Raw genomic sequence first — 25,241 nt, 5'->3', positions numbered from 1 at the left:
ACTATATGTGTTGTCACCATTACATGTAAGATTATTAAAAATAAAGGCTAACCAGTTGGTTAGTCTTTATTGATATTACTGCTACAATTTTGCTTTGGCTTTTACGCGGACTTTAACCAACACATCACCATCGACCAACCTAAGGTCGAATATTGGTGAATGTCGCGATGGTGACTCCATCACTTTGTGACGACAACGATTTTACCTCTGCGCTAAAGTAATACGGATTAAGTGGCATTTTGCTCTCTGATGGTCGTGCGTAGTAAAGCTTGGCAGGCTGTTTTGCCATTTGTTGCGCGTACAAATACCCGACCAATGCATGTTCAAACTGGTGGTAACCACTTCCCCAATGGAACGCTTTGGTTGATTTAGGATTCAGACCAACACCTCCGTACTGATGATCCACCCACACGTCCATAAAGGTGGGTAACGTGTATTGAAGCGTTTCTTTCATCGAACCATCAACAAGGGAAACTGTCATTGCCGCTTGATCGAGCTCTGCCCATTCCCAAGACGAGCTATAGTGCTTGTATGGTCTTGATTGCCAAGCAGGAATGCTCTCTTGTGCCCATTTACTCTGCCATTCTGGTGAGAAAAGCGCTTTGACTTGCTCAAAGTTTTGCTGATATTGCGCTTGCTTAAGCGTGTGTTTCATTCCTTTGAAACCAAACTCTGTCCACTTTGAATTTTCCAACAACTGACCTGTCAGATACGTCATCCAATACGCTTTGATGGTGTGTCCAAAATCATTGTGTTTCGCATCTGGCATCATTACCGCTTTGTGGTGTATCGCGCCATAAAAGCGCTGCTCTTTGACGGAATGGTAGTTATCTAGCATCACTTTCGTCAGCCATTGCAGATCTTGTTTCCACTTGGCTTGCGCTGGCGGTGGTAAAAGTGGCGCCGTTAACAACAGATAGCCATTGATCTGGTCAAGTTGAGCGACTAGCTCTTGCTGCTTCGCACTTTCCCCATCACCGTCTTTCAAAACCCACGCCAGACCGCGATCATCGCTTCGTCGGTATTGTTTAAATATAAACGCTTGCTGGTCGATAAGCGCTTGTTCGACCTTTGGATCTTGAGTCAAGTAGTAGTACATCGCCAAACCCACTAAGGCGTATGCTTGGTCTTGAGAAGTTCGTTGTTGCCACTCCATCCCCGGTTTCCCACTACGCGTAAAGCTCACAAAGCCGCCGTTTTTCTCATCTTGTAGATGATCAATCAGGTAATAAGCCCCTTTCTTTGCCAGCTCTAATGCTTGCTTGTCACCCGTAAGATGAAAAAGCACGCCATAAGCGTAAGTTTGGCGCGATTTCATGCGGGTGTATTCGCGATCGAAGTGCGGGCTAATCCACCCTTTGTTTAATTCTTCACACGGCTTTTGTGGGTCGAGAATGACACCGTTATCACAACGAAAAGTCGGAAAATTCCCCGCAGGTTGCCCATGCGCGCTTTCCATCACCCAATATGGGGCTAGGCCATTCGTCACATGGTTTAACCAATCATCCCCCGAAGGCAGGCCTACATCAGCAAAGCTGCTCATGCTCGTCGTTGCGAGCAATAAGGTAAGATATTTAAAAGACATAACACTCAATTAAGTTATTGAATTTTATCCAGTATAAATAACTCCCTTTACGCATATTGTTGTCGTGCTCACAATCGCCTTACGCATTTGTTTGCATCAATCATCTTTCAGCCTTGTTCGATAACTGAGCCGAGAATAAACGCTACTCTGTCTTCGACTGATATTTTGGGCACTTCGATCAATTGATAACCAAATTTGTGATAAGCGTTGACCATCTGTTGATACGTAGCCACCGCTTCAGAAAAATCTTGCTTTCGCTCTTCGTCGTTGCTGAATATCGATGCCCAAGGTGGAAAAATGAACACTTGAGAATGATAACGAAGCGTCTGGCAATGCGTGATGAGCTCATACGAGATTGGCAGTTGTTCCAACTTACTGTAGCCATATACGTCCACAATACTGCGATCAAAAAACACATTCCCTTGGTGGACATTGAAAGCTCGGTAATTGCTCACTTCTGCCTTCATCATTTCGTCTCGAAAAGCTTGTTTGTCATTCCAAGGTAATGCTGAACCGTGATTGGCAACCTGCGTTTGTATTACTTGACGACCGGTTTCTGGCGCGCAGATAAAGCCTTGTGTTTTTAGTTGTTCGATAACCGAGGTTTTTCCTGCACCGGGACCACCTGTGAATACGATGAGTTTATTCAAAATTGTTTCCTTATTTTTTGTTTGAGTGAAGTAATGCGTGTACAGCCAAGAAAATGGGTATCATCTGGCGTTTGAAATTGGCATTTGGCACGCCAGCGTTAAGCGAGATCGGTAGTGGGAAATTTGGGGGAATAGAACTGGGCAGTGAAGAGATATACAAAGTAAGAACCGAAACGACGTGTTCATCGGTTATGGAAAACGGAGGAATGCTGAGCGAAGCAAGCTCGCCCAAAATACTGGGTTGGTAAGTGGTGCGATTGGTTCTGCTGGTTAACGCGTCAATTGGCTTTCTATATCAAGAAAATGGCACCTAAGCCTAAGAACGCAAAGAAACCGACGACATCGGTAACGGTCGTCAATACTACCGAGCCAGCCACGGCGGGGTCAATGTTAAACTTTTTCAACGTGAATGGTATCAACGTACCCGATGCCGCGGCCGCCAAACTATTGAGGAAAATGGCACAGCAAATAATAAGCGCCAATGGCAAAGAGTCAAACACCATGTAAACGACACCCGCGATCACCAATCCCATAATTAACCCATTAATGGTGGCGATTTTTAATTCCTTATTCACCAATAGCTTCAAGTTACTTTGGTGCAAGTGGTTTAGTGCGATACCTCGAATGGCCACCGCTAAGGTTTGGCTACCCGCGATGCCGCCCATGCTCGCCACAACGGGCATTAAGATCGCAAGCGCAACGACTTGCTCGACCACATTATCAAAAAGCCCAATGATGGCGGAGGCTACGAAAGCGGTCAGCAAGTTAATCACCAACCAAAGTGCTCGTAGCCTTGTCGCCACGCTTAATGGTGTAAACAAATCTTCTTCGCTTCGTACGTTTTCTGCCACTACAGCTTGTAGGCTGAGTTCACGCAAGGTAATCGCGATGGTCGCCATCGACAAGACGCCCATAATTTTGCCACCAGCCATGATAGGAAACCAATGTGCTCCACCATCAATCGAGACTTGTTTGCTGACGCTTTGAATCGTTTGAATATCTTCTAGAATTGGCGTAACTACGGTCAAGTCGGTAAGTTTGATATGATTTTCGTGCAGCAACAGGGTTTGCGGCTCTATCGTACCAATCACACCACTTGCATCACGCACAATAATCAACCGCACTGGACTTTGCCCACGTTTTAGCAGCTCGGTTTTGATGCCTCCTACGCTGTTTTTAGGGTTTGCGACCAGAAAGTGAGGCTCGGCATAACGTCCAACTTTGTTGTCTTCATACGACAATGCTTGTTGGATATGCGCGACAGACTCTTCACTTTGATCAATAAGGTATTCATCTACAAATTCGGTCGGTAGAAAGTCCGCAAAGATGATCAGTTCTGAATCCGTTATGTACGCCAAGCGTTCATGTTGTAAGTCTTTATTGAGTGATTGATGAATGTGCTTGGCGGTGTCGTATCGGAGCAAATTTAATACCGTCCAATACTTCTCAGGCGGCACTGCTTCTATGACACGCTTACGGTAAGCAATGTTGACCGATTCCAAAATGTTCGCAATCTGTGCTTCTTGATAGTCTTTCAAAAAGCTCAAGTCTTCGGTCGATTCTATCGCTTTAATGATCTCAGCAAGCAAATGTGGCACTTTGCGGTTAATTTGCAATTGGTTGGAATCTATCATTACTTTTACCTATAGCTTTCACTACCACATTCGCCGCATTGACGATATGTGCTATCCGAAGGCATGAATTCTTGATGTTAAAATTCTAGGCGATAGTTGACTTAATTGCGGAATTTATATTTCGCTCGCAGAAACAAAACGCCTCTGCATCAGTTCATGGTATAGACTTGAATGTGTGTCAGGCTCATTCGCCTTGTTTGATAATGGAGTAATCAATGGCACCTGTATTTTTTCTGACTCAGCAGGCCGCCTTACCAAGTCGTAAGGTGCTTCGTAAAGTGATTCAACTTTCGACAGCGCTGGCTCAGCCTATTGTAGTTTTAGTGGAAGACCATCGCCGAAGTGAAGATCACGCATTCGCTCATTTTCTCAGTTTCAACTCTGACCATATAGAAAAAAGACAAGCTGAGTTTGAAGCTTGGACCTTAAAGTTCAACGCATTAATTGTCGAACTTTGTGAAGAAGAAGAGCTTGAAACACCAACGCTCTCTTACGAGCATTTCAAAGGGAGCCATTGGGTTGAGCAAGTTGCGAAACGACTTGTTGACCACACTGACTTACTGCTCGTGGGACACTTTAACAAACACGAGATTCAAACGATGCTCACAGAACTAGCACAACAAGATTGCGACTTGTTGCTACTGAGTGAGCGTTCATGGCCTTCTCACGCCAACATGCTTTGTGCAATCGACCCACTTCATCGAGGGGATGAAAAGTCGATAGTAGATAAAGCCATCGTCTCGCGAGGCTCAAAATTAGAACAAACCTTAAGCGGGAAAATGACGCTCGTTTACTGCCGATACGTCGCGCCATACCTCTCTCGCTATCGTGCAGAGATATTAAGCAATCAAAAAGCAGGCATTACAGATTTTATTACTGCGCAAAAGTTAACGCGAGTTCCATTACTATTACCGGAAGGAAACCCTGAAACGGCGTTACCAAAAGCAGTTAAGCAATCACAAGCAGCGATTTTGATTATGGGTGCATGTAAACGAAGCATGTCATCCCAATTTTGGTCTGGCAGCACTGTAGACACGTTACTTGACCAACCACCTTGTGACCTACTGTTGGTCAACAGCTCCAAGGGCTGACTAGGTATTCCCTATTAATCTATCCTTTCAATACCAAGCGCAGTTATTGGCTCTTTACATCTTCTAACTGCGCGACTTCATGCTCTGCGTTCAAGGCTTGTTTCTGCTGCTGTTTTATTTCATCCCAACTGCGTCCCGACTCAATCGCAGATACACGCTGATCGTATTTGTTGCAGGCTCTTTCGAGTACTTTCTCAGGATCTATCCCCTTTTCTCTTTCCAACGCTTTTAATACGTTAAGGTAGTTCCACAACACATCGCCTAACTCGTCTTCCAAATGACAAAGGCGATCCTCACGAATCTCTTCGCGGACTTCATCAACTTCTTTGCCAATGGCCTCCAGATAAGTCTCTACGCCTTTAAACCAAGTATTGGTTTGGTCATATTGAGATTTTCTCGTCGCAATTGCATACAGCTCATCAAATTTCTTCATTGCCTCTCCGTAGAACACGTTTTTATTTATGCCTTTTTAGGACGAATAAACTTCCCTTTAGCCGTCACTCTAACTTCGCTTTCGACCCGCAATTGAGCCACCAGTTGATATATACCGCGTCGTTCACCTTCACAGTGTGCAGTAATCGTGACTCGATCATCTAACTGAATAGGTGCATGGTAGCGCACATCCAACTGCGCCGTAAGGGCTTGAATGTCTCTAGATAACAAACAATGCGTCATTGCACCATCGAGAAGCGAACTGGCAATACCACCATGCAACAGGTCTGTGTAACCTTGATGACGCGGTAAAACGTGAAACTCTCCGACAACAGAACCATCGGCTAGGTATTGGTAGTTCACGGCCAAAGAGTTCGGATTCACATTAATTGAAGAACAAACCGCACATTGATGATGATATTCGTGAGTGTAATGACAGTAGCTGTTTGTGGACATGATAGTTACTCGGTTTCTCAAAAGAGTAATTAGCATATGCCAACAATTAAAAAGAAACGGCGAGTAATCTTTGTTTGCATGTTGCAGGGCCAGCAACCTCGCTTTTCATAACACTAAATAATCATTTTAATAATTAACGATAATTTCCAGTTTATTTAGAGTGGCGATATGGTTTGCATAGTGATTACGCAACGTTATGAAAAGGCGACTTATGAAGTTTCTCCACACGATGATCCGTGTAGCTGACCTAGACAAATCTATCGAATTTTATACAAAAGTTCTGGGAATGAGTGTTTTGGATCGTTTTGAAAACCAAGAATACCGTTACTCACTGGTGTTTGTTGGTAACCCTGCTCAACCAGATGGCGCGACCATCGAGCTAACTTATAACTGGGATACCGACAGTTACGACTTGGGTAACGCATTCGGACACATGGCACTGGGGTCTGAAGATATTTACGCCGCTTGCGAAAAAATTAAAGCGCTTGGTGGCAACGTTACTCGCGAGCCAGGTCCAATGAAAGGCGGAGAAACTCACATCGCGTTCATTAAAGATCCCGATGGTTACCAAATCGAACTCATCCAAACTCACAAATAACGAGGTTTCCTATGACAGACGCATTATTTCAACCCATTCAACTTGGCTCTCTCTCATTAAAAAACCGTATCGTTATGCCTCCGATGACGCGCTCTCGTGCTTCTCAACCAGGTAATATCGCTAACTACATGATGGCGACATACTATGCTCAACGTGCTGAAGCGGGCCTAATCGTTGCTGAAGGCACACAAATTTCGCCAATGGGTCAAGGCTATGCATGGACACCAGGCATTTACAGCCCAGAGCAAATTGCTGGTTGGAAAAAGGTAACTAATGCGGTGCACGAGAAAGGCGGCGTTATCTTCGCGCAATTGTGGCACGTTGGACGTGTGACTCACCCTGATAACATTGGCGGTGAGCAACCTATTTCTTCTTCTGCGCTAAAAGCAGAAAACGTGAAAGTATTTGTCGATAACGGCACAGACGAACCGGGTTTTGTCGACGTGGTTGAGCCACGTGAAATGACCAAACAAGACATCAAGAACGTTATTGAAGAGTACCGCCAAGCCGCACTAAACGCGATAGAAGCCGGATTCGATGGTATCGAGCTTCATGCAGCGAATGGCTACTTGGTTAACCAGTTTATCGATTCTGAAGCGAATAACCGCACCGATGAATACGGTGGCTCCATTGAAAACCGTCTGCGTTTTCTTAGTGAAGTGGTAGAGGCGATGACGCAAGCTATTGGCGCAGAGCGTGTTGGTGTTCGTCTTGCACCATTCACTTCGTTAAATGGCACCGTTGATAGTACGCCAGTCGAAACCTACACCGCCGCTGCAGCGCTGCTTGATAAACTCAATGTGGTTTACATTCACATTGCAGAAGTGGATTGGGACGACGCGCCAGACACTCCGCACGACTTTAAAACCGCAGTTCGTGAGGCGTATAAAGGCACACTGATCTATGCCGGTCGTTACAACGCAGAAAAGGCGCAACACGCGATTGAAAGTGGTTTAGCCGACATGATTGGCTTTGGCCGTCCGTTTGTTGCAAACCCAGACTTACCAAGCCGCATCAAGCATGGCTATCCGCTGGCAGAACATGACCCTGCCACATTGTTCGGCGGCGGTGAAAAAGGCTTGGTGGACTACCCTGCGTATCACGCGGGTTAATTCATCTACGTAAAGCTGATTCGTAACTCGCGACAAACCAATAGCGAAACCAAAAGAACCTTGCTCTTCCCCCTGTGACACCAAGATGCAGGGTTCTTTTTAGGCAAGCCACCAGAATTAACGTCTTTGACAAGATGTACAACCTCGACACGCAGAGCGCGTCGTTTTACTGAGCAAACTGCGTTGTACTTTACAGTAAGCATTCTTTAAAGCACGACGACCTGAAAACCAATCATCCGGTTTAGTGAGGATTAAGTAGCCGTGAAACCTCTTAACCAACTCGGTTCGATTGTTTTCGATAAATCGGCTATCAAACTCGATGTCGAAGTAATTCAAAGCCTCTTCGATACAAGTAAAGCTGGCAATTTTTTCCTGAATCGTATTCTCTGTCATCGTTTCTTTAGCGTAATCATTTTCAATGAAGTCTAAGTGCCTCGCGCTTTACGTTCTTTGATTTAGCGCTTCTTAAGATCATTCTTTATGGGGTTTCCATATTGAAATTCAATTTGGGAATTCGTTAACCCACCTAGCATTTTCATTTTGACAATCACTTTAAGGCACTGATTTAAATAAACATTATTTCTGGTTCATATTTTGCTCTACTTCATTAAACGGAATGTTGGAGCAACACGATATGACTTACAGAGCAGAAGTAGACGGATTAAGGGCGATTGCTGTCACGTTGGTGATTTTGTTTCATGCAGGAGTTGAGCAATTCGCTGGTGGCTTTATTGGCGTCGACGTGTTTTTTGTGATCAGCGGCTATTTGATCACCACCATCGTGATTAACGACTTAGAAAACCAGAAGTTCAGCCTTGGTGATTTTTATGAGCGACGCATTCGTCGCATACTCCCCCTCTTACTGGTGGTGATCGCCGTCAGCTATTTGATGTCTTGGTGGCTATTTTTGCCGCAAGCACACAAAGACGTTGGTCAATTTGCAGTGTCTTCCATTCTCTCTTCATCCAACATTCTTCTGTATTTGAAAGGCCACAATTACTTCGGTTTAGAAGATCAAGCCAACCCGCTGTTCCACACATGGAGCTTGGGCGTTGAAGAACAATACTACATTGTCATTCCTTTGCTACTCATGCTACTCGCTCGTGGCAAAAACGCGTTTTACCTGACTTTTTTTATCACGGTATTTGTGCTGAGTTTGATGACTATTGTCTACGCGAGCAACGATCCTGATTTCGCTTTTTACATGATCTTCTCTCGCGCTTGGGAGCTGGCAACCGGTTCATTACTCGCATTAGTGATGAGAAAAGTCCAAGTTCAATCTAACGATACTCTAGCAACCATTGGCATCGTTTTGATATTGGCTTCCTCGCTTTTGTTTGAAAAATCGCAAGATGGCGCGGGCATTACGCTGCTGGTGCCGGTCATCGGTAGCGCGTTGGTGATTTTGTTTGCCTCTAAAGACAATGTCTGCGGTAGATTACTGAGCCTAAAGTGGGTCGTGTTCGTCGGCTTAATCAGCTACAGCTTATACTTGTGGCACATTCCATTATTTGTCTTTTACCGCTACGTGTTGGACACAACACAAGACATCAATATCCCACTTTACGTTGTCACTCTTTTTGTACTTTCTTACTTCACTTGGCGCTTTATTGAAAAGCCGTTCCGTAGCCGAAAAGCCATGAGCATGCGCACTGTGTCCGCGGTTATTGTGTTGTTGACGTTGCCCTTGCTAACGCTCGGCGTTATCGGTCATCAAAACGGTGGTTTTCCAGAAAGAAGCGCATTTTTCGAGGCCATGCGCGTTAACAACGGTTATGGTTTAGATTGCAACGGCAACACCAACGTTAACGATGTGTGCTCGTCTGCGCCGCAGCCCGCCATCGCTGTGTTAGGCAATAGTCACAGCATGGTTTACGTGAAGCGTCTATCCGAAGTAACACCAACTGGCGTGGTGCAACTTACTCAAGATTCCTGTGCGGTCGGTTATGTCGACATCCTAGAAGCTGCTGGCTCAATTTCTTGCCGACAGTTCTTCAATGAGGCTGTCGATACAATTCTAAGTACCCCTTCCATTCGTCGCGTTGTTATCTCTTCTAATTTCAATAAAGAGCTTTCACAAGCCGATTATGAAGCATCATTAACCAAATTATTGAATGAACTGAAAGGAAAGGAAGTGGTCGTTTTCGGTCCAACCCCTTCTGCACCGTTTGCGGTAGGAGAATGCCTTTGGAAAGCGCGTTTGTTTGGCGAGACAGAAGAGTCTGCCTGCGACTTTTCTCCCAAACAACATCACCCTCAAAACGTGGCGAAGTTAGTGAACTACTTTGAGCAATTTGAGCACGTTGAGTTTGTCGACTTGACCGATGCCATTTGCAGAAATGGCGTATGTCGAATGAGAGTTGGAGCAAACAATGCGATGTATACGGATGACAGCCATTTATCTTACAAAGGTGCTGAGTTGGTGCTTGGGCATTACCTCAACACTACAAATGAAGCGCAACAGTTCACTTACGACCGACAATAACCAAGGAAATAAACTTTTATGCTTCAGCGTTTATCTCAGGTAAGCGCTGAATGCTTTAAAGCAAGACAAAGCTAGGCGTCTATTTGAAAATGCGCGGATCAAACGCGAAATCGAGCTTTTCGGCTTTCTTGATGATCTCTTTCATTTTGGGATGATTTGGATTCACCACGTAGTTTTTATCACGAGGTGAAATCGTTGAAGGCACTTGCAGCGCGGCAAACTCTGGATGAGGATCATTGAGAAACTGATCACCAATGTACTGCGTAGACTCGCTCACCGGTATTGCTCGCCACGTCACAGGGAGATCTTCTTCATCTAAGGTGGCGATGAGGTATTCTGGCATTTCAATACGATATAAATCGTAAAGTTTGGTGATAGCAGGATCGTTGTTTACGTGAACAAACACTTCCAACGAGCAAAGGGATTCCGATTCAGAGAAGTAGAGGGCTTCGGTTCCTTTTGAGTTCCATCGCCCTCCAAATAACTTTGCGCCAACGGGGCTGAATGGCGTGTCAGCAAATTTCTTTTGTGTGAGACGATAGAGCTTCATATTACGAGAATACCCCGTGCTCTAAACGGCCGATCAAATCTTTTACGATTTCAAAATCCACCGTGGTCGAGACCATATCAAGTGGACGTTTTCCACCTAAGCCATACACATTCTCTCTCATCCATTTTAACGCGCGCTCTTCGTCGTCAAACAGTTCTGTCGCGAGTTTCAATAACATCGCTAATCGATAGATTGCATCACTTTCTTGCGTATTGAAGCGTTCATCGTTTTTTAGACGACGCTTGACCGTGCTGACAGGTATCAATGTGACGTTTTGAAACTCACTCTGAGAAAGCTTCACACGCTCAACAATATTGCGATACACCTTTGGCTCAAAGCCTTTGTGAACCGCATCAGTGCGACCTGTTTCAGCGTCTTCAATACCCAACATAAACCAGAAATTGGCTTTATGAGGTTGTTTCGGTTTGAAGCTTTTTAATGCTGCAGTTGCCATATCAAGCTCCTGTGGTTCATATGGTCCAGTTATTATGGTTCAAATGAGCTTAATTTTCAATCAAAGTAACAATCAAAGTAAAAAGATAGGTAAAGAAAAAGGCGAGCTTTTCGCCCGCCTCTCTTACTTATTCATCAACTTTGTTTACGCATCTATCGATGAACATCGTTTCACTTATTGCAAGTCAAAACGATCCGCGTTCATGACTTTCGTCCATGCGGCGATGAAGTCATGGATGAATTTTTCCTGATTATCATCTTGCGCATACACTTCCGCATACGAACGCAGGATCGAGTTTGAACCAAAGACAAGATCCACTCGAGTAGCCGTCCACTTCACAGCGTCGGTTTTACGATCACGGATTTCATATTGATTAGCACTCACTGGTTTCCACGTATATGCCATGTCAGTAAGGTTCACGAAGAAATCATTCGACAAAGTGCCGACTCGCTCAGTAAATACGCCCTCTTTTCCACCGCCGTAGTTACTGCCTAGAACGCGCATACCACCGATAAGTACCGTCATTTCTGGCGCCGTTAGCCCCATAAGCTGAGCACGATCTAATAAAAGCTCTTCTGGCTTAACCGCGTAGTCTTTCTTCAACCAATTTCGGAAACCGTCAGCAACAGGCTCAAGTACTTCGAACGATTCCACATCCGTCATCTCTTGGGTGGCATCACCTCGGCCTGGCGCGAATGGCACGGAAACATCATGACCTGCGGCACGCGCAGCCAGTTCAATACCTACGTTCCCAGCAAGCACGATAGCGTCTGCAACACTACAGCCCTCTTCTGCTGCTATTTTTTCTAGCACAGCAAGAACACGGCTTAGACGTTCAGGTTCGTTCCCTTGCCAATCTTTTTGCGGAGCCAAGCGAATTCTCGCGCCATTTGCACCTCCTCGACGGTCAGAGCCACGGTAAGTACGCGCGCTATCCCACGCCGTACTGACTAACTCACTAATGGATAGGCCACTTGCTTCAATTTTTGTTTTCACTAAATCGACACCGTAGTCTGTCTTACCTGCGGGCGTTGGGTCTTGCCAAATAAGATCTTCGCTTGGCACATCTGGGCCGAAATAACATGATTTTGGTCCTAGATCGCGGTGTGTCAACTTAAACCAGGCACGAGCAAAAACGTCATCAAAGTACGCAGGGTCATTTTGGAACTTTTCTGCAATCTTACGATATTCAGGGTCCATTTTGAGCGCCATATCGGCGTCGGTCATGATTGGATTGTAGCGCTTAGAACCGTCTTCAACATCGACAGGCTTGTCTTGTTCTTCAATGTCGATTGGCTCCCATTGCCATGCGCCGGCTGGGCTCTTTTTCAGTTCCCAGTCATACTTAAATAGTAGGTGGAAGTATCCGTAATCCCATTGTGTAGGGTGTGTTGTCCAAGCACCTTCAATACCACTCGTTACCGCGTCACGGCCAATACCACGTGTTTTGTGATTAATCCAGCCAAGACCTTGCTCATGAACGTCTGCTGCTTCGGGCTCTGGGCCAAGGTTTGCGGCATCACCATTACCATGACACTTACCCACCGTGTGACCACCAGCTGTGAGCGCGACGGTTTCTTCATCGTTCATTGCCATTCGCGCAAAGGTCACTCGCATGTCATGTGCTGTTTTGAGAGGATCTGGGTTACCGTCTACCCCTTCAGGGTTCACATAGATAAGACCCATCATTACCGCAGCAAGCGGGTTTTCTAAATCTCGCTCACCAGAGTAGCGGCTGTTATCAGCGTCACTTGTAGCTAACCATTCTTGCTCAGAGCCCCAGTAAGTGTCTTTTTCTGGGTGCCAAATATCCTCTCGTCCAAACGCAAAGCCAAAGGTCTTAAAACCCATGGATTCGTACGCCATGTTACCGGCAAGGACAATCAGGTCTGCCCAACTTAGTTTGTTGCCATATTTTTTCTTGATTGGCCATAAAAGGCGTCGAGCCTTATCGAGGTTGGCGTTATCTGGCCAAGAGTTGAGAGGAGCAAAGCGTTGGTTGCCTGTAGCAGCACCGCCACGGCCATCCGCAATACGATAACTGCCCGCTGCATGCCATGCCATTCGGATCATTAAACCACCGTAGTGTCCCCAGTCGGCAGGCCACCAGTCTTGGCTATTAGTCATTAAATCTTTTAAATCTTTTTTAAGTGCTTCGACATCTAGCTTTTCCAGTTCTTCTTTGTAATTAAAGTCCTGACCAAATGGGTTGGTTTTGGAGTCGTGTTGATGCAGGATGTCTAAGTTCAAGGCATTCGGCCACCAATCCATCACCGACTTATCTGTAGATGTTTGCCCACCATGCATAACTGGACATTTACCTACCGAACCGCCGTTTGCTTTGCTCATATAATGCTCCTTCGTGTCGTGGTTGTGGTAACCACTCTTTGTTATTCAATAAATCGAATATCCACCTCAAACAGCGTAGTTCATACACTGTTTTTTTAGTTAACGCCAAGTCAAAATTTCAAACATTTCAGCGAATAAATAATTGTTATCAAACATGTACCTATATGCAGAAAATATGGATAGAGATCAGTTTAAGTCCATACCTGAATACTTAATCCCAGACAGCCTCGCCATGTTGTGATCCCAGGTAGCTAAATCATGATGACTAAATTCATTCAGAGCGTGATGACCACACGCCCTCGCCATGACTTTCATGAGCTCAACCGAAGATTCGAAGAAATTTTTCAGTTGCTGGGATGACTTTTCAACGTCGAGACGCTGCCTCAAATCGGCATTTTGTGTCGCAATGCCTGCCGGGCAATTATTGGTGTTGCAGATGCGAGCCGCGACACAACCGATCGATTGCATCGCACTGTTTGCTATCGCTACTCCGTCTGCTCCAAGTGCCAACGCTTTGACAAAATCCGTAGGAACTCGCAACCCACCGGTGATGATTAATGTGACGCTGTCACTTGCACCTTTTTCATCTAAATACTTACGTGCACGAGCTAATGCAGGAATGGTGGGCACACTAATATGATCACGGAACATAGTTGGCGCCGCACCCGTGCCACCACCGCGACCATCTAAGATGATGTAATCAGCCCCAGCATCAAGCGCAAACTGAATGTCTTGCTCAATATGGTTGGCACTGAGTTTAAATCCAATTGGAATACCGCCTGTGATGCCACGAACTCTGTCAGCAAACTTTCTGAAATCGTGAGTAGTGTGAAGATCTTTGAACGTTGGTGGTGATATCGCTGGTTGTCCCTCGGGGATGCCTCTCACCTGAGAGATCTTACCTACATTTTTATTTGCAGGCAGATGACCACCCGTGCCCGTTTTTGCTCCTTGCCCGCCTTTGAAGTGAAACGCCTGAACATTAAGAAGCTTAGATTCGTCGTAGCCAAATTGAGCACTAGCAAGCTCATAGAAATACCGTGAATTAGCGGCTTGCTCTTCCGGTAACATGCCACCCTCACCAGAGCAAATCCCAGTCCCTGCCAACTCTGCACCTTTTGCTAGCGCAATTTTCGCCTCTTCAGAAAGTGCGCCAAAACTCATGTCCGACACCAACAAAGGAATAGCGAGTCTGAGCGGCTTACGCGCATTTGGTCCCACAATCAACTCGGTAGACACAGGAACGTCTTCCAACAACGGTTGTGTCGCCATTTGCGCCACCATGATTTGTATAGCATCCCAATGTGGTAGCAAATGCCTAGGAACCCCCATTGCAGCCATCGGACCATGATGACCGAGTTTAGAGAGTCCTTCTCTCGCTAATTGGTGGATAAACTCGAGGGTTGGTTCTTCTTGAGTAGCAGACGCCGTTGGTTTGTCTCTTTTCTCTCGCTTTTGTTCCGGTCCCTCTTTACCGACTTGCTCTGCGGTAAATCGCTTGTGTGTACCATCACAAAAAGGAGCATTGGCGGTATGCTTACATTGGCAGAGATAGGCATCTTCGTCTTTTTCCGCACTAAAGCTCATTGGCTTTAAGCCGGTTCCCGAATGAGACCCATCGCAGTAAGGTTGTTTTTTAGAACGCCCACATCGGCAGAAGTAATATTCTTGCCCAGCTTTCAACTCTACTTTGATCGGCTTGTTATCAGCGATGATTGGCTTGCTCATGTTGCCCCCTATTTATTATTGTTAACCATGCTTTCTCGCTGGCTTGCAATAAGCGTAGAACAGGAGCGTAAAGAGCGTCAGTGTCGCCGAGTAAAATGCGCGATTGTCGCCCGACTAACCTATACTTTTTATGGGTCTCATACACGTGGAGGCTATATGACGATTGCAACCCGATTAGATGAATATTTGACTGAGCATAACATTCACTTTCAAACCGTGAATCACAGCCACAGTCATAGCTCGCTACAAAGTGGTGTTGCAGCAGGTGTGCCTTTAATGAATATCGCAAAAGGTGTGATTCTAGAGGATCATGAAGGGCGTCATATGATGGCGGTCTTACCTGCCAACAACAAAATCAGTTTGTCGAGATTAAACGACGAATTTAATGCCACCTTCCACTTGGTGAAAGAGCGTATGGTTTACCGACTCTTCACCGATTGTGAACACGGCGCTATTCCACCGATTGGTAGCCCTTACCACATGTCGACAGTTTGCGATGAAAGACTAGCAAACTTGGAACATGTCTACCTTGAAGCTGGCGATCATGAAACTCTGATTAAGCTGGACCGAAAGGCGTTTAAAGAACTGATGAACGACTGTAGATATCTAAGATTCAGCAGTGAAGTTCTGCATTAAACTTGCCAAGATCTCTCGACACTTCCTGAACAAGGCTCTTTCAACAAGAGCCTTTCTTTGTTTTGTTGGTAGCACGCGATGGAAGTTTCTCGGACTTTGGTGCTCAGCGTTTCAGAGCATATAGAAACAAAAAACCGCCTATTCGGGCGGTTTTTTATCAATCAAATCATAATTATTATCGAACAAAGATCTTTTGGATCGCTTTTATCGCCATAGCCCTACGGCGCATTAATACGCTCGTTCTTGGCAACCATTTCGGTGTGTGAAGAATGGTTTTCGCATGACTAAAAGTTCTGAATCCTTCCTCTCCGTGATAATGCCCAATACCCGATTCACCAACGCCACCAAAAGGCGCATCTTCAGCGCCAACATGTAAAACCGTATCATTAACGCCGACGCCACCACTGTGGGTGTTGCGTACAATATGTTTGATGGTCGATTTGTCGTCCGACATAACATACAGCGCAAGTGGTCTTTGGCGCTGATTAATGTAGTCAATCGCTTCATCAACGGCATTGTAGGGCTTAACAGGTAGAAATGGCCCGAAGATCTCCTCTTGCATGATTCGCATATTCGGCGACACATCCGTGACCAAATGAGGATACAGAAGTCGTTCCTCTTGGGGCGACGCTTCAACAGTGTGAAGGTTAGCACCTTGCGCTTTTGCATCCTCAAGTAGCGCAGTCAAACGATCATATTGTCGTTGGTTGACAATATGGGTCAGCTTTTGATTCTTGTTGGATTTTAAATAGAGCTTTTCAAAACGTTTTAAGAATAACGAAATGAACTCTTCGACACGTTCTTGCGGTACAAACGCGTAGTCAGGCGCGACACAAATCTGGCCTGCATTAATGCATTTACCAAACAAGATAGCATCAACGGCTTTCTTCATGTCTGCATCTTTTGCAATGATCACCGGGGACTTTCCACCCAACTCTAACGTCACCGGGGTAAGGTTTTCCGCTGCCGCTTTTGCCACTGCGCGACCAACACTCGTAGAACCCGTGAACAAAAGGTGATCGAATGGCAGTTGGCTGAATGCTTGTGCGACGTCTGCTTCACCCTCAAAAACTTCGACATACTCAGACAACCCACGGCAAATATCGACGATGACTTTATTGGTTTTTGGCGTAAATTCGCTGAGCTTCATCATCACGCGGTTGCCAGCAGCCAATGCTGTCACTAAAGGCGCAAGGCTCAAAATCACAGGAAAGTTCCACGGTGAAATGATCCCGACGACACCTAACGGTTGATACTGAACGGTGACTTTAGAAGGTGCGAGCAATAAGCCGGATTCGCGCTTGCTGGGTTTGCACCATTTTTTTAGTCGTTTGAGGGTATAATTAATATGCGAGACCGTTGGCAAAACGTCGGTCATGGCGGTATCAAATTCTGAACGATAGCCAAAATCGTCACTTAACGCTTCAACCAAAGCTTGTTTGTTCTCAAGCAGCGATTTTTTTAACAAAACGAGGCGCTGTTTACGTTCATCCAAACTAGGATAAGGCTCGGCTGCATATGCCGCTTTTAAGCGTTCGAGGCTTTGCTGTAACAAGTTATCTACTTCAACCTCTGTGATTGCGTTCATGATGCTTCTCCTAGCCTAGTTTCTACCAATGACGCTCCAAGTTAACACGAGCGCAACAATGTTACTATTGTAGCGCTCGTGAAGTTAGAGTTCGAACTCTGATTAAAATATCTCTGGGGTGGATACTACATCAAACGTAGTTCATAAATGCCTAGTCGTTGAGAGCGGTCAAGCATATCAAACTCATGATCAACGTATTCTTTTAATGTGGCGCCTGCACGCTCAGCAATATTGATGCTAGCGATGTTATCTTCCATACAATGGAACTGAATGAATTGTGCGTGCCCTTTCTGCTTCAAAAAAGGGATCAATACTGCGAGTACTTGATCAATCACACGATGGCCTCGCCCATTATTGGCAAGCCAGTAGCCAATTTCAGTAACACGTGTATGTAAATCCACACCTTTAATGCCAATAACACCCGTAAGCTGCTCATCAAAATAAATTGCACACCAGTGGGAATCCAGCGCGTTACTGTTCACTCGCAGGGAAATGTAGTTAACGGCCTCTCTATGATTCGTGACAGAATCCGTCCAAGGTAGATAGCCCTCAAGGCTCTCTCGGTGAGTGTTCACAACCTCTAGTAAAGCGGACGCGTGTTTCGTGTTGAGGGGCTCAATTGAGACCCTTTGCGAGACGGAAAAACGCTTCTGTAAGTGATTTCCTTGATACGTCTCTTGGCATGTAACTTCATCCATAGATGTTATTCCTTTTTATTGTGAACGCTCAGCGCAAATCCTAACGCTTCATTTTATGAGAACAAACCTCTCTATAAAAACTAATCAAAGCCGTTGCCGTTCATTTAGCCCTTTTGATCGATCAGCGTAAATGGCGTTAGTGATGCCACATCTACATAATGCTTCCATACATGTTCATAGAGGTGATGCTGATTGGCAAACGGAGCCAGCTGCTTAGCTTCTTCAAGCGTACACCAGCGATACTCTGTATGCTCTTCGTTAAGAACAACTGATTGGTTAGGCGGACAAAATAGCACAAAACATGGGATAACCATGATACGGTTATTTTTTGCTTCGTAGAACTGCTCTAGAAAGTCTGCTGTATGTAACTCAACTTGGTCAATTCGTGTCTCTTCTTTTAACTCTCTTAAAATGGTTTGCCACCCGGCTTCACCCGCTTCGATACCACCTGCAACATGGCACCAATAGCCACCTTTTACGCGTTTGAGTAACAGCATTTTTTCTATGCCATCAATTTTTGAAATGACAACGCCTGAAACATGCGTTGCTTTTATCGGGATCATGTAAGCTCCTTAAATATCGAGTTTTTATTGTTACGCTGAGAGAGGCAGATTAATTGCTACGTATTTTACTGTTTATTCATCTTGTCGACAGAAGTGTTTGAGTTGAGAGGATTTAACCGCTAACTAAGTATGCTAAAGTGAGATCTGTCGCAACAAATGAGCAGTAAAATGTCCAATTCATTCAACACTATGATTCCCATCGGTGTGCGCTTTATGGTGCTTTCCGCGTTCGGCTTTGCTCTGATGTCGGCTACAGTAAAGCACGTCGGCAACTACGGTATCCCCGTTTTTGAAATCGTTGCAGCAAGAGCGCTCGTTTCACTTATCATTAGTTATTTCGATGTAAAGCGAAAACGAATTTCTGTATGGGGCAATAATAAGCCATTACTATTTGCACGCGGTGCTGTGGGCACGATGGCTCTGATGTGTGTATATTATTCAGTGACCACCTTACCTTTAGCAGAAGCGACGATATTCCAATATATTCATCCGGTATTTACTGCACTACTCGCCGTATTTTTCTTGAAAGAGCGCATCCAGCCGTCAACTTTCCTTTGTATTACGTTGTGCTTACTCGGCATCTATATCATGGTAAGCCCAGAAACTGGGCAAGGCTCAGATAGCGCTTTACCAATGTTTAGCGTCATGATTGCGATCTTAGGCGCATTTGGTAGCTCAATTGCCTACGTCATTGTCAGAAAACTGAGTCAGACAGAAGACAGCTCAGTGATCATTTTCTATTTCCCGTTGGTTGCTCTCCCCGCTTCACTCTTACTGATTGGCGACGATTTTGTAATGCCCGATCTATATCTGACTTTCATGTTGGTTCTAGTTGGTGTCTTTACCCAAATTGGACAATTGGGGTTAACCAAAGCGATGCAAACTCAACAAGCGGGTAAAGCCTCCGCTTATTCGTATATCCAGATCGTATTTTCTGTGTTGTTGGGCATCATTTTCTTTGGCGAGGTTCCGATCATTTGGACGTACGTCGGTGGCGGTCTGATTGTTACAGGCGCATTAATTAATGCGTTTGGTCATCACTTACGGTTACCTTTTATTAAGCGCAACGCTTGATATACCTACCCAGAACCGTAAACACGACATTTAGAAAAACAGCCAGAGTGACTCTGGCTGTTTTGTGTTTAGCCTAACGTTAAGCTGATATTTTTAACCCTGCGATACCAGCGACAATCATTAGCAAGCTTAAGGCTTTGATAAGTGTTGCTGGCTCATTGAACAGATAAATACTCACGACTGCCGTGCCTATTGCGCCAATCCCTACCCATACGCCATAAGCAATGCCTAAAGGCAAGGTTCTTAACGCAATGCCAAGCAACCAAAAGCTCAATAACATAAAGACAATAGTGAATGCCGAAGCACCGAATTTGGTAAACCCTTGTGAATATTTAAGACCGACAGCCCATGCGATTTCACACAAGCCCGCAATGAAGAGAATTCCCCAAGCCATGTCACATTTCCCAACGAGATGGGGTCGTCCCCGAGAAAAGATAGAGCGGTGAGGTCGTCCTCACTTCTGATTGACTGCTTATTATATACAGAAATTTAAACATAAAAAATAAAACACGGCGATAAACATACAACTCAAACATCTCATGTACGCTTAAATTCTACGCTTTTCTTTTTAACGGTGGCGGACTCTCTATTTCGCATCAATAACGACACCGTTTTTTAACAATTTACATATAACCTTCTGGTGTTGAAAGTGTTGCATTTATTGCACAAATCACACAAAAACTAATTGAACATGTAAATATGAAAATGTTTGTGTGACTAATATCGCTTAAAACAATGACTGATGACTTTAATATTCAGCCGAATTAATTATAAGGTATGACGTACCCATGAAAGCAATCAAAACCTCTATCGCTATCCTTGTTGGCGCCGCTCTACTATCTGGATGTAATGACGATACTGAATACGTCAATGTTCAGCCTAAAGAAGTAAAAATAGCGACTTACAACCTCTCTTTTGACCGCGCTACCTTCGAAACTTTGGTAGATGAAATGCAAATTGAACCAACGCAGCAAACTGCGTTGGTCACCTCTTATTTAGACGGTTCAATCGCAGCCGAAGACAAAACCACTGCGGAAAAAGTCATTCAAATTCGTAACGTTGCAGCAATCATTCAAAAGAATCGTCCTGATGTTCTTATGATGGCGGAATACAACAACGAGGGAACAGGCGAAAACAAAGCAGCCATTGAAGGATTCCAGAAGAACTACTTGTCTGTCGCGCAAAGCATCAATGGCGCGGGCGGTGAAGCAAACCTTGAGCCTATTGAATACCCTTATGCTGAATCTTATTCAACTAATACAGGGTTGTTGAGTGAGTTTGATCTCGACAACAACGGAACCGCAGGTCAAATGCCAGGTGATGCATGGGGCTTTGGCATGTACCATGGTCAATATGCATTTGCCCTTATGTCTAAGTATAAAATTGACACAGCAAACACACGTACATTCCAAGCATTTAAATGGAAAGATATGGAAGGTGCGAAAATTCCAACCATTACTATCTGTGACGGTTCGCAAAAGATTCCAGACGGCATGAAGTGTGGTGATGAATGGTACTCAGCGGAAGAATGGGATCAAGTGCGTCTATCTTCGAAAAATCACGTCGACGCGCCAATCATCATTCCAACTCGCAATGGCGAGGAAGTTGTACACTTGTTGATGTCTCATCCTACTCCACCAGTATTTGACACCGGTAAAAACAAAGCGCAAAACGCAGCAGAAGTGGAGTTTTGGCATCATTACATTCAAGGCAAAGACTATTTTTACGACGATGCGGGTAAAACAGGTGGCTTAACGAACGGCGCTAAATTCGTAATGATGGGTGATCAAAACCTTGATCCAGTGGCTGGTGACGGTATTAGCTCTGTAATGCAAGAGCTGCACAACGATCCATTGGTTAACCAAACCGTGATGAATGGTGAGCTTTACCCAACAAGCTTTGGTGCAGCTGAACACGCTGTTGACCGCAGTTCAACTCACTCATATCCGAATCGCATCACTTCAACGTTTGGCTTAGGGGTAGACTATGCCTTGCCTTCAGCAGATTTGAATGTAATAGACTCTGGTGTGTACTGGTCAGCGTCTTATGAAGAGGGCCGTAAACTATTTAACGATGCACGTATCGGTAAGTATGGTGATGGTAAGGATGTATCTTCCGACCATCGCATGATCTGGATTAAAGCACAGTTCTAGACTGCATAAAAAAAAGCCAACCACAAGGAGTCGTGATTGGCTGTATATATTTGTGAACAAGATGGTTCACTAACAACGTCAGTTGGCTAGGTGACCCTCGGCTTAGAAAGGGTCACTCATACTAAAGCATGAGGCGTGCCAACTTTTCAGCGCACAAAAACAGGTTGTTATTTAATCACTTTCATTAAAACTTAACCAATAGCTACTGTTTGCTCACAGAATAAATTGCAATTTGCAAACTACCATTGGCATTTCGCAATAAACCTGATCTTTAGCTCTTGCTTTTATTGCTTCCTAGCTAAGTCGCGTGCAAGGATTAACGCAAGTCCGAATACTTGCAAGAAGAGTCCGATATTCTTGTACCAAGCGATCTTTTCATCCTGCTTTGCCATTACCTCATTGAGCTCTACATTCTCAATGTAGTAATTATCGATGCGGTCTCTATACGAAGCTTGTGCCTGATTTATCTTTGACATTAGTTGAGGAAGTTGATCAATTTTTATTTCATCCGACTCGTTGAGAACCCAAGAAGATAAATGCCCTGCTAATACCTCTTCTAGCTCTAAAGGTATCGCTACGCTCTGACTTATGTGCACATGCAGCAGTAAAGCTTCTCTTTTCCTTTCTAGGGTTTCCACACTGTTCCATGCGAGTTGGATGGAATACAAGTTTTCTGCTGTTTGCTCTGCGAGCTGCGAGTGCTGTTTACCCAACTTATCAAGGACTAAGCTAGTAACGATGATCGCGCCAATATTCAGTACTAATCCAATCAGAACGAGTACCCAAGGTGGTGGAATGTAACGTCGCAGACTTACCATAACTTATCGTATGGCAGGTAAATCATATTTAACACAACCAATGAAAGTATCACCAGAAATGTCACCTGCATCCCTCTAATGCGCTTTTTCAAGTCTTTTTTCAATATGCCTTTAGCATGAATAACTCGACCAATTACAAAAATAATACCGGTGAGATGTATCCATGTTGGGTAAGCACTATTGAATTCTAAAAGTGCCATTAAAATTAGGGTGATGGGGATATATTCTGTCGCATTGCTCTGGGCACTACGAGTAATTTGTAGAGCCTCTACCCCACCATCGGCATAAGCAATTTGATTTAAGCGACGTTGCTTAATTACTTGAACAGCCAACCAAATAATGAGTATTGCGAGAATGTTGGCATACAGAGCTGTGATCATATGTCGTCCTTCTTGATCTGGTTTTCACTTATATAAGCGTGTCACTTGGCTATAACTATAGCGGTATCATTATGATAATGCGTCAAATAATCTCAAGTTATGATTTCTATTCGGGCAAAAAACGAAAGCCAATGCTTCATGACATTAAAAATGCCCTCGAATGGAGGGCATAAGAATAAAGAAGCTAATATGTGAGAATATTGAAACCACTATAAGGGGTGTTTGACCAGCTTTTTGCGCCGATGCCCTTTGATAATACTTTCAAAAATTGTGAACAACAGCCCTACCCAAATAAATACAAAGGTCACCGCTTTCACTTCGTCAAACAACTCGCCAAAAAACATAACTGCCAACACAAACTGCAAGCTTGGCTCGATGTATTGCATTAGACCGACGGTTGATAAATTAGTTATACGTATTGCGATAGAATAAAATACAAGTGGTAAAAGTGTGATAGGTGCACTGCCAAAATACAAAAGCAATGTTATGGTATCTATGCCCGAAGCCAGTTCACCAGTTGCCCATTGTTTATAGAGCAAATATGCGAGTGCAACTGGAGTCAGTAACAACGCCTCAACAAACAAGGTTGTACTCCAGTCATAATTTATCTTCTTCTTGTACAGCCCATACAAAGCAAAGAACAACCCCATCGTTAGTGCGATAACGGGTAGCTGACCATAGTGAATCACTTGATACATAACACCAATTGTTGCCAACACTATTGCAATAAGTTTGCCTTTTGAGAGCCTATCCCCAAGAATAAATACGCCCAGCGCAACAGATACTAATGGTCCAATAAAGAAGCCTAAGCTGGCATCGATGACCCGATGATGGGTCAAAGCCCAAGTGAACGCACTCCAAGAAATACACATCAAACTGCTCGCCACAAACGTGTACCACAAGGATTTTTTATCAAGCCAGATTTCTTTCCAATTCAGCCCTCGACGGGTTATCCCAAGTACAATTAGAAACCCGACAGGTACAGACCCAATGATTCGCCATGCTAGCAACTCATCCATAGAAGCATTCGGTAAATAACGATAATAAATTGGTAGCAATCCCCAGATCACAAAGGAGAATGCTGCCATAAAAGTGCCATAACGAGTGTTATTCATAAAACTATCGCCCATCTAAACGACCAATTTGGCGTAAGTAAACAAGTCCGCCATACATAAAAAGGAATGCAATCCCGCAGTGACTTTATGATGCAGATGGCATTATTGGCTCAACGCTTGTACGACGGCGGTAAAGCCACTTACAAAACACAACATAAGTGCCCCAAACCGAATCTTTTCTTTTGGTAACGACTGGGTAGTTTTCATTGCTAGCCAGTAACCAAGCGCCGCAGCAGGTAATAGAGGAATAGTAATGACCAAATGATGCAATGTGAAGAAGCCCACTGGGATTTGTACTATTAGTGAAATAATCGAACTGAAAACAAAAAAAGCCGATAAATTACCGCGTAACTGATTCGCTTCTTGATGCTGCAACAATAACGCCATCGGAGGGCCTCCAATCGCAGAACTGGTACCAAACAACCCAGAAAAGAAACCAGCACATGTCATACGCGAAGGCGTAGGCTCAACCCGAAACGGTAAAACACTCACCACGACTGCAAACAGCACCAACAAACCAATCCAAAGCGTGAGAGTTTGTGTAGATACAAAAAAGAGTAGCAAGCCACCAGCAATTGATCCCGGCACTCGCCCAATCAACGCCATCTTTAAACCGCCGATTTCAACACTACTGCGGTGCTTCATCGCATTCATCAACGAAATAAATAACGCGACTAAACAGATTGGCGCAGGAACATATTCTGGTGCCCAAAGAATCAGTAAAGGTGCGGCAACAATAGCCAAGCCAAAACCGATTGCGGTCTGGACATAAGAGCCAAGAAATATCAAACCTATTGCAAGGAAGTTTATCGAATCGAATTCCATTTAGATTATTCTTATATTTGAAAAATAAACACAAAACCAAAGCACATTCGCATGATGAATACCTCAGGCATACTGCGATATGAATTCCGCGTAGCATTCATCAAAGTGAATAAAAAGACAATCCATTTGTGCGGTTCGCCCTCATTTGCATTTTGTATTTCATTCCGCTTATGTACATGTTTGCTTACATCGAAGAGGATTCATGCTCGCCTGTTCACGCAGCATTTCTTCAGCGGAGTTAATGACCTCTTAAAATCTAGCAGAATT

General features: G+C 44.5%; 26 protein-coding genes. 8 read left to right on the top strand and 18 right to left on the bottom strand.

The annotated features are described in order from the left end of the window. Positions 1-139: 139 nt before the first annotated feature. Both R7E47_RS18375 and R7E47_RS18370 read right to left on the bottom strand, forming a co-directional pair. Positions 140-1,585, bottom strand: coding sequence for an AGE family epimerase/isomerase (locus tag R7E47_RS18375; protein ID WP_318084900.1), 1,446 nt, complete (start codon positions 1,583-1,585; stop codon positions 140-142). Between the two features lie 107 nt (positions 1,586-1,692). After that, positions 1,693-2,235, bottom strand: a complete 543-nt coding sequence (locus R7E47_RS18370; RefSeq protein WP_308387371.1) for an AAA family ATPase — start codon at positions 2,233-2,235, stop codon at positions 1,693-1,695. A gap of 53 nt (positions 2,236-2,288) precedes the next feature. Between R7E47_RS18370 and R7E47_RS18365 the strand changes: the two genes are divergently transcribed. After that, positions 2,289-2,483 carry a hypothetical protein gene (locus R7E47_RS18365; protein WP_318084898.1) on the top strand — a complete coding sequence of 65 codons (195 nt, stop codon included), beginning with the start codon at positions 2,289-2,291 and terminating at the stop codon, positions 2,481-2,483. 42 nt (positions 2,484-2,525) lie between these two features. Here R7E47_RS18365 and R7E47_RS18360 read toward each other — a convergent pair whose 3' ends face one another. Further along, on the bottom strand, positions 2,526-3,869 hold the full coding sequence (locus R7E47_RS18360) for a magnesium transporter (protein WP_017635328.1): 1,344 nt from the start codon (positions 3,867-3,869) through the stop codon (positions 2,526-2,528). Between the two features lie 215 nt (positions 3,870-4,084). Here R7E47_RS18360 and R7E47_RS18355 point away from each other — a divergent pair, with 215 nt between their 5' ends. Then, on the top strand, positions 4,085-4,960 hold the full coding sequence (locus R7E47_RS18355; RefSeq protein ID WP_318084895.1) for a universal stress protein: 876 nt from the start codon (positions 4,085-4,087) through the stop codon (positions 4,958-4,960). 43 nt (positions 4,961-5,003) lie between these two features. Here the strand turns inward: R7E47_RS18355 and R7E47_RS18350 are convergent, their stop codons facing one another. Together R7E47_RS18350 and R7E47_RS18345 are read right to left on the bottom strand one after the other, a co-directional pair. Further along, complete coding sequence (locus tag R7E47_RS18350; RefSeq protein ID WP_054574607.1) at positions 5,004-5,393, bottom strand: MazG nucleotide pyrophosphohydrolase domain-containing protein; 390 nt, start codon at positions 5,391-5,393, stop codon at positions 5,004-5,006. 26 nt (positions 5,394-5,419) lie between these two features. Then, positions 5,420-5,848 carry a PaaI family thioesterase gene (locus R7E47_RS18345; protein WP_054866349.1) on the bottom strand — a complete coding sequence of 143 codons (429 nt, stop codon included), beginning with the start codon at positions 5,846-5,848 and terminating at the stop codon, positions 5,420-5,422. Positions 5,849-6,059: 211 nt separating this feature from the next. Between R7E47_RS18345 and gloA the strand changes: the two genes are divergently transcribed. Further along, the gene (gene gloA, locus R7E47_RS18340; protein WP_318084892.1) at positions 6,060-6,446 is read left to right on the top strand and encodes a lactoylglutathione lyase; all 387 of its coding nucleotides are present in this window, start codon (positions 6,060-6,062) and stop codon (positions 6,444-6,446) included. 11 nt (positions 6,447-6,457) lie between these two features. Further along, a complete protein-coding gene (locus R7E47_RS18335; protein WP_033906506.1) occupies positions 6,458-7,558 on the top strand; it encodes an alkene reductase in 1,101 nt (366 codons plus the stop codon). 117 nt (positions 7,559-7,675) lie between these two features. Here the strand turns inward: R7E47_RS18335 and R7E47_RS18330 are convergent, their stop codons facing one another. Then, positions 7,676-7,951 carry a nitrogenase-stabilizing/protective protein NifW gene (locus R7E47_RS18330; protein ID WP_017820985.1) on the bottom strand — a complete coding sequence of 92 codons (276 nt, stop codon included), beginning with the start codon at positions 7,949-7,951 and terminating at the stop codon, positions 7,676-7,678. 241 nt (positions 7,952-8,192) lie between these two features. Here R7E47_RS18330 and R7E47_RS18325 point away from each other — a divergent pair, with 241 nt between their 5' ends. Further along, positions 8,193-10,043: an acyltransferase family protein gene (locus tag R7E47_RS18325; protein ID WP_054577841.1), complete on the top strand. Its 1,851-nt coding sequence runs from the start codon at positions 8,193-8,195 to the stop codon at positions 10,041-10,043. A gap of 79 nt (positions 10,044-10,122) precedes the next feature. On the opposite strand, the gene R7E47_RS18320 is transcribed toward R7E47_RS18325, so the two are convergent. The 4 genes from R7E47_RS18320 to R7E47_RS18305 all read right to left on the bottom strand — a co-directional run bounded on the left by R7E47_RS18320 (position 10,123) and on the right by R7E47_RS18305 (position 15,124). Then, positions 10,123-10,593, bottom strand: a complete 471-nt coding sequence (locus tag R7E47_RS18320; RefSeq protein ID WP_301948443.1) for an RES family NAD+ phosphorylase — start codon at positions 10,591-10,593, stop codon at positions 10,123-10,125. Position 10,594: 1 nt separating this feature from the next. Beyond that, positions 10,595-11,047, bottom strand: a complete 453-nt coding sequence (locus tag R7E47_RS18315; protein ID WP_005376498.1) for an antitoxin Xre/MbcA/ParS toxin-binding domain-containing protein — start codon at positions 11,045-11,047, stop codon at positions 10,595-10,597. 174 nt (positions 11,048-11,221) lie between these two features. Then, a complete protein-coding gene (gene katG / locus R7E47_RS18310) occupies positions 11,222-13,396 on the bottom strand; it encodes a catalase/peroxidase HPI (RefSeq protein WP_318084886.1) in 2,175 nt (724 codons plus the stop codon). A 186-nt stretch (positions 13,397-13,582) separates the two neighbouring features. Further along, a complete protein-coding gene (locus tag R7E47_RS18305; RefSeq protein WP_262645467.1) occupies positions 13,583-15,124 on the bottom strand; it encodes a glutamate synthase-related protein in 1,542 nt (513 codons plus the stop codon). Positions 15,125-15,280: 156 nt separating this feature from the next. Between R7E47_RS18305 and R7E47_RS18300 the strand changes: the two genes are divergently transcribed. Next, positions 15,281-15,760, top strand: coding sequence for an aminoacyl-tRNA deacylase (locus R7E47_RS18300; RefSeq protein ID WP_005376501.1), 480 nt, complete (start codon positions 15,281-15,283; stop codon positions 15,758-15,760). 175 nt (positions 15,761-15,935) lie between these two features. Here the strand turns inward: R7E47_RS18300 and R7E47_RS18295 are convergent, their stop codons facing one another. From R7E47_RS18295 to R7E47_RS18285, 3 genes are all read right to left on the bottom strand, one after another. Continuing rightward, positions 15,936-17,348 carry a coniferyl aldehyde dehydrogenase gene (locus R7E47_RS18295; protein ID WP_033906502.1) on the bottom strand — a complete coding sequence of 471 codons (1,413 nt, stop codon included), beginning with the start codon at positions 17,346-17,348 and terminating at the stop codon, positions 15,936-15,938. A gap of 125 nt (positions 17,349-17,473) precedes the next feature. Continuing rightward, positions 17,474-18,046: a GNAT family N-acetyltransferase gene (locus R7E47_RS18290; RefSeq protein ID WP_033906501.1), complete on the bottom strand. Its 573-nt coding sequence runs from the start codon at positions 18,044-18,046 to the stop codon at positions 17,474-17,476. Positions 18,047-18,150: 104 nt separating this feature from the next. After that, positions 18,151-18,609: an NUDIX hydrolase gene (locus R7E47_RS18285; RefSeq protein WP_053303530.1), complete on the bottom strand. Its 459-nt coding sequence runs from the start codon at positions 18,607-18,609 to the stop codon at positions 18,151-18,153. A gap of 168 nt (positions 18,610-18,777) precedes the next feature. Between R7E47_RS18285 and R7E47_RS18280 the strand changes: the two genes are divergently transcribed. Further along, a complete protein-coding gene (locus R7E47_RS18280; protein ID WP_053303529.1) occupies positions 18,778-19,683 on the top strand; it encodes a DMT family transporter in 906 nt (301 codons plus the stop codon). Positions 19,684-19,762: 79 nt separating this feature from the next. On the opposite strand, the gene R7E47_RS18275 is transcribed toward R7E47_RS18280, so the two are convergent. After that, a complete protein-coding gene (locus R7E47_RS18275) occupies positions 19,763-20,077 on the bottom strand; it encodes a DMT family transporter (protein WP_005376506.1) in 315 nt (104 codons plus the stop codon). Positions 20,078-20,471: 394 nt separating this feature from the next. On the opposite strand from R7E47_RS18275, the gene R7E47_RS18270 reads away from it, so the two are divergent. Next, the gene (locus tag R7E47_RS18270) at positions 20,472-21,836 is read left to right on the top strand and encodes an endonuclease/exonuclease/phosphatase family protein (protein WP_318084882.1); all 1,365 of its coding nucleotides are present in this window, start codon (positions 20,472-20,474) and stop codon (positions 21,834-21,836) included. A gap of 284 nt (positions 21,837-22,120) precedes the next feature. Here the strand turns inward: R7E47_RS18270 and R7E47_RS18265 are convergent, their stop codons facing one another. The 4 genes from R7E47_RS18265 to R7E47_RS18250 all read right to left on the bottom strand — a co-directional run bounded on the left by R7E47_RS18265 (position 22,121) and on the right by R7E47_RS18250 (position 24,974). After that, positions 22,121-22,654 (bottom strand): hypothetical protein, encoded by a 534-nt coding sequence (locus tag R7E47_RS18265; RefSeq protein ID WP_033906497.1) that lies wholly within the window; start codon positions 22,652-22,654, stop codon positions 22,121-22,123. Continuing rightward, positions 22,648-23,034, bottom strand: a complete 387-nt coding sequence (locus R7E47_RS18260; RefSeq protein ID WP_033906496.1) for an MAPEG family protein — start codon at positions 23,032-23,034, stop codon at positions 22,648-22,650. The genes R7E47_RS18265 and R7E47_RS18260 overlap by 7 nt, the downstream gene beginning before the upstream one ends. Positions 23,035-23,243: 209 nt before the next feature. Further along, positions 23,244-24,149, bottom strand: a complete 906-nt coding sequence (gene rarD, locus R7E47_RS18255) for an EamA family transporter RarD (protein ID WP_053304016.1) — start codon at positions 24,147-24,149, stop codon at positions 23,244-23,246. Between the two features lie 102 nt (positions 24,150-24,251). Next, entirely contained in the window at positions 24,252-24,974 is a 723-nt protein-coding gene (locus tag R7E47_RS18250) for a sulfite exporter TauE/SafE family protein (RefSeq protein WP_042520743.1), read from the bottom strand. Between the last annotated feature and the right edge of the window lie 267 nt (positions 24,975-25,241).

The sequence above is a fragment of the Vibrio sp. Vb1026 genome, assembly GCF_033338745.1.
GTDB classification, from domain to species: Bacteria; Pseudomonadota; Gammaproteobacteria; order Enterobacterales; family Vibrionaceae; genus Vibrio; species Vibrio alginolyticus.
Note: the sequence above shows the minus strand (reverse complement) of the source record. Positions and strands in the feature narration are given on the sequence as shown.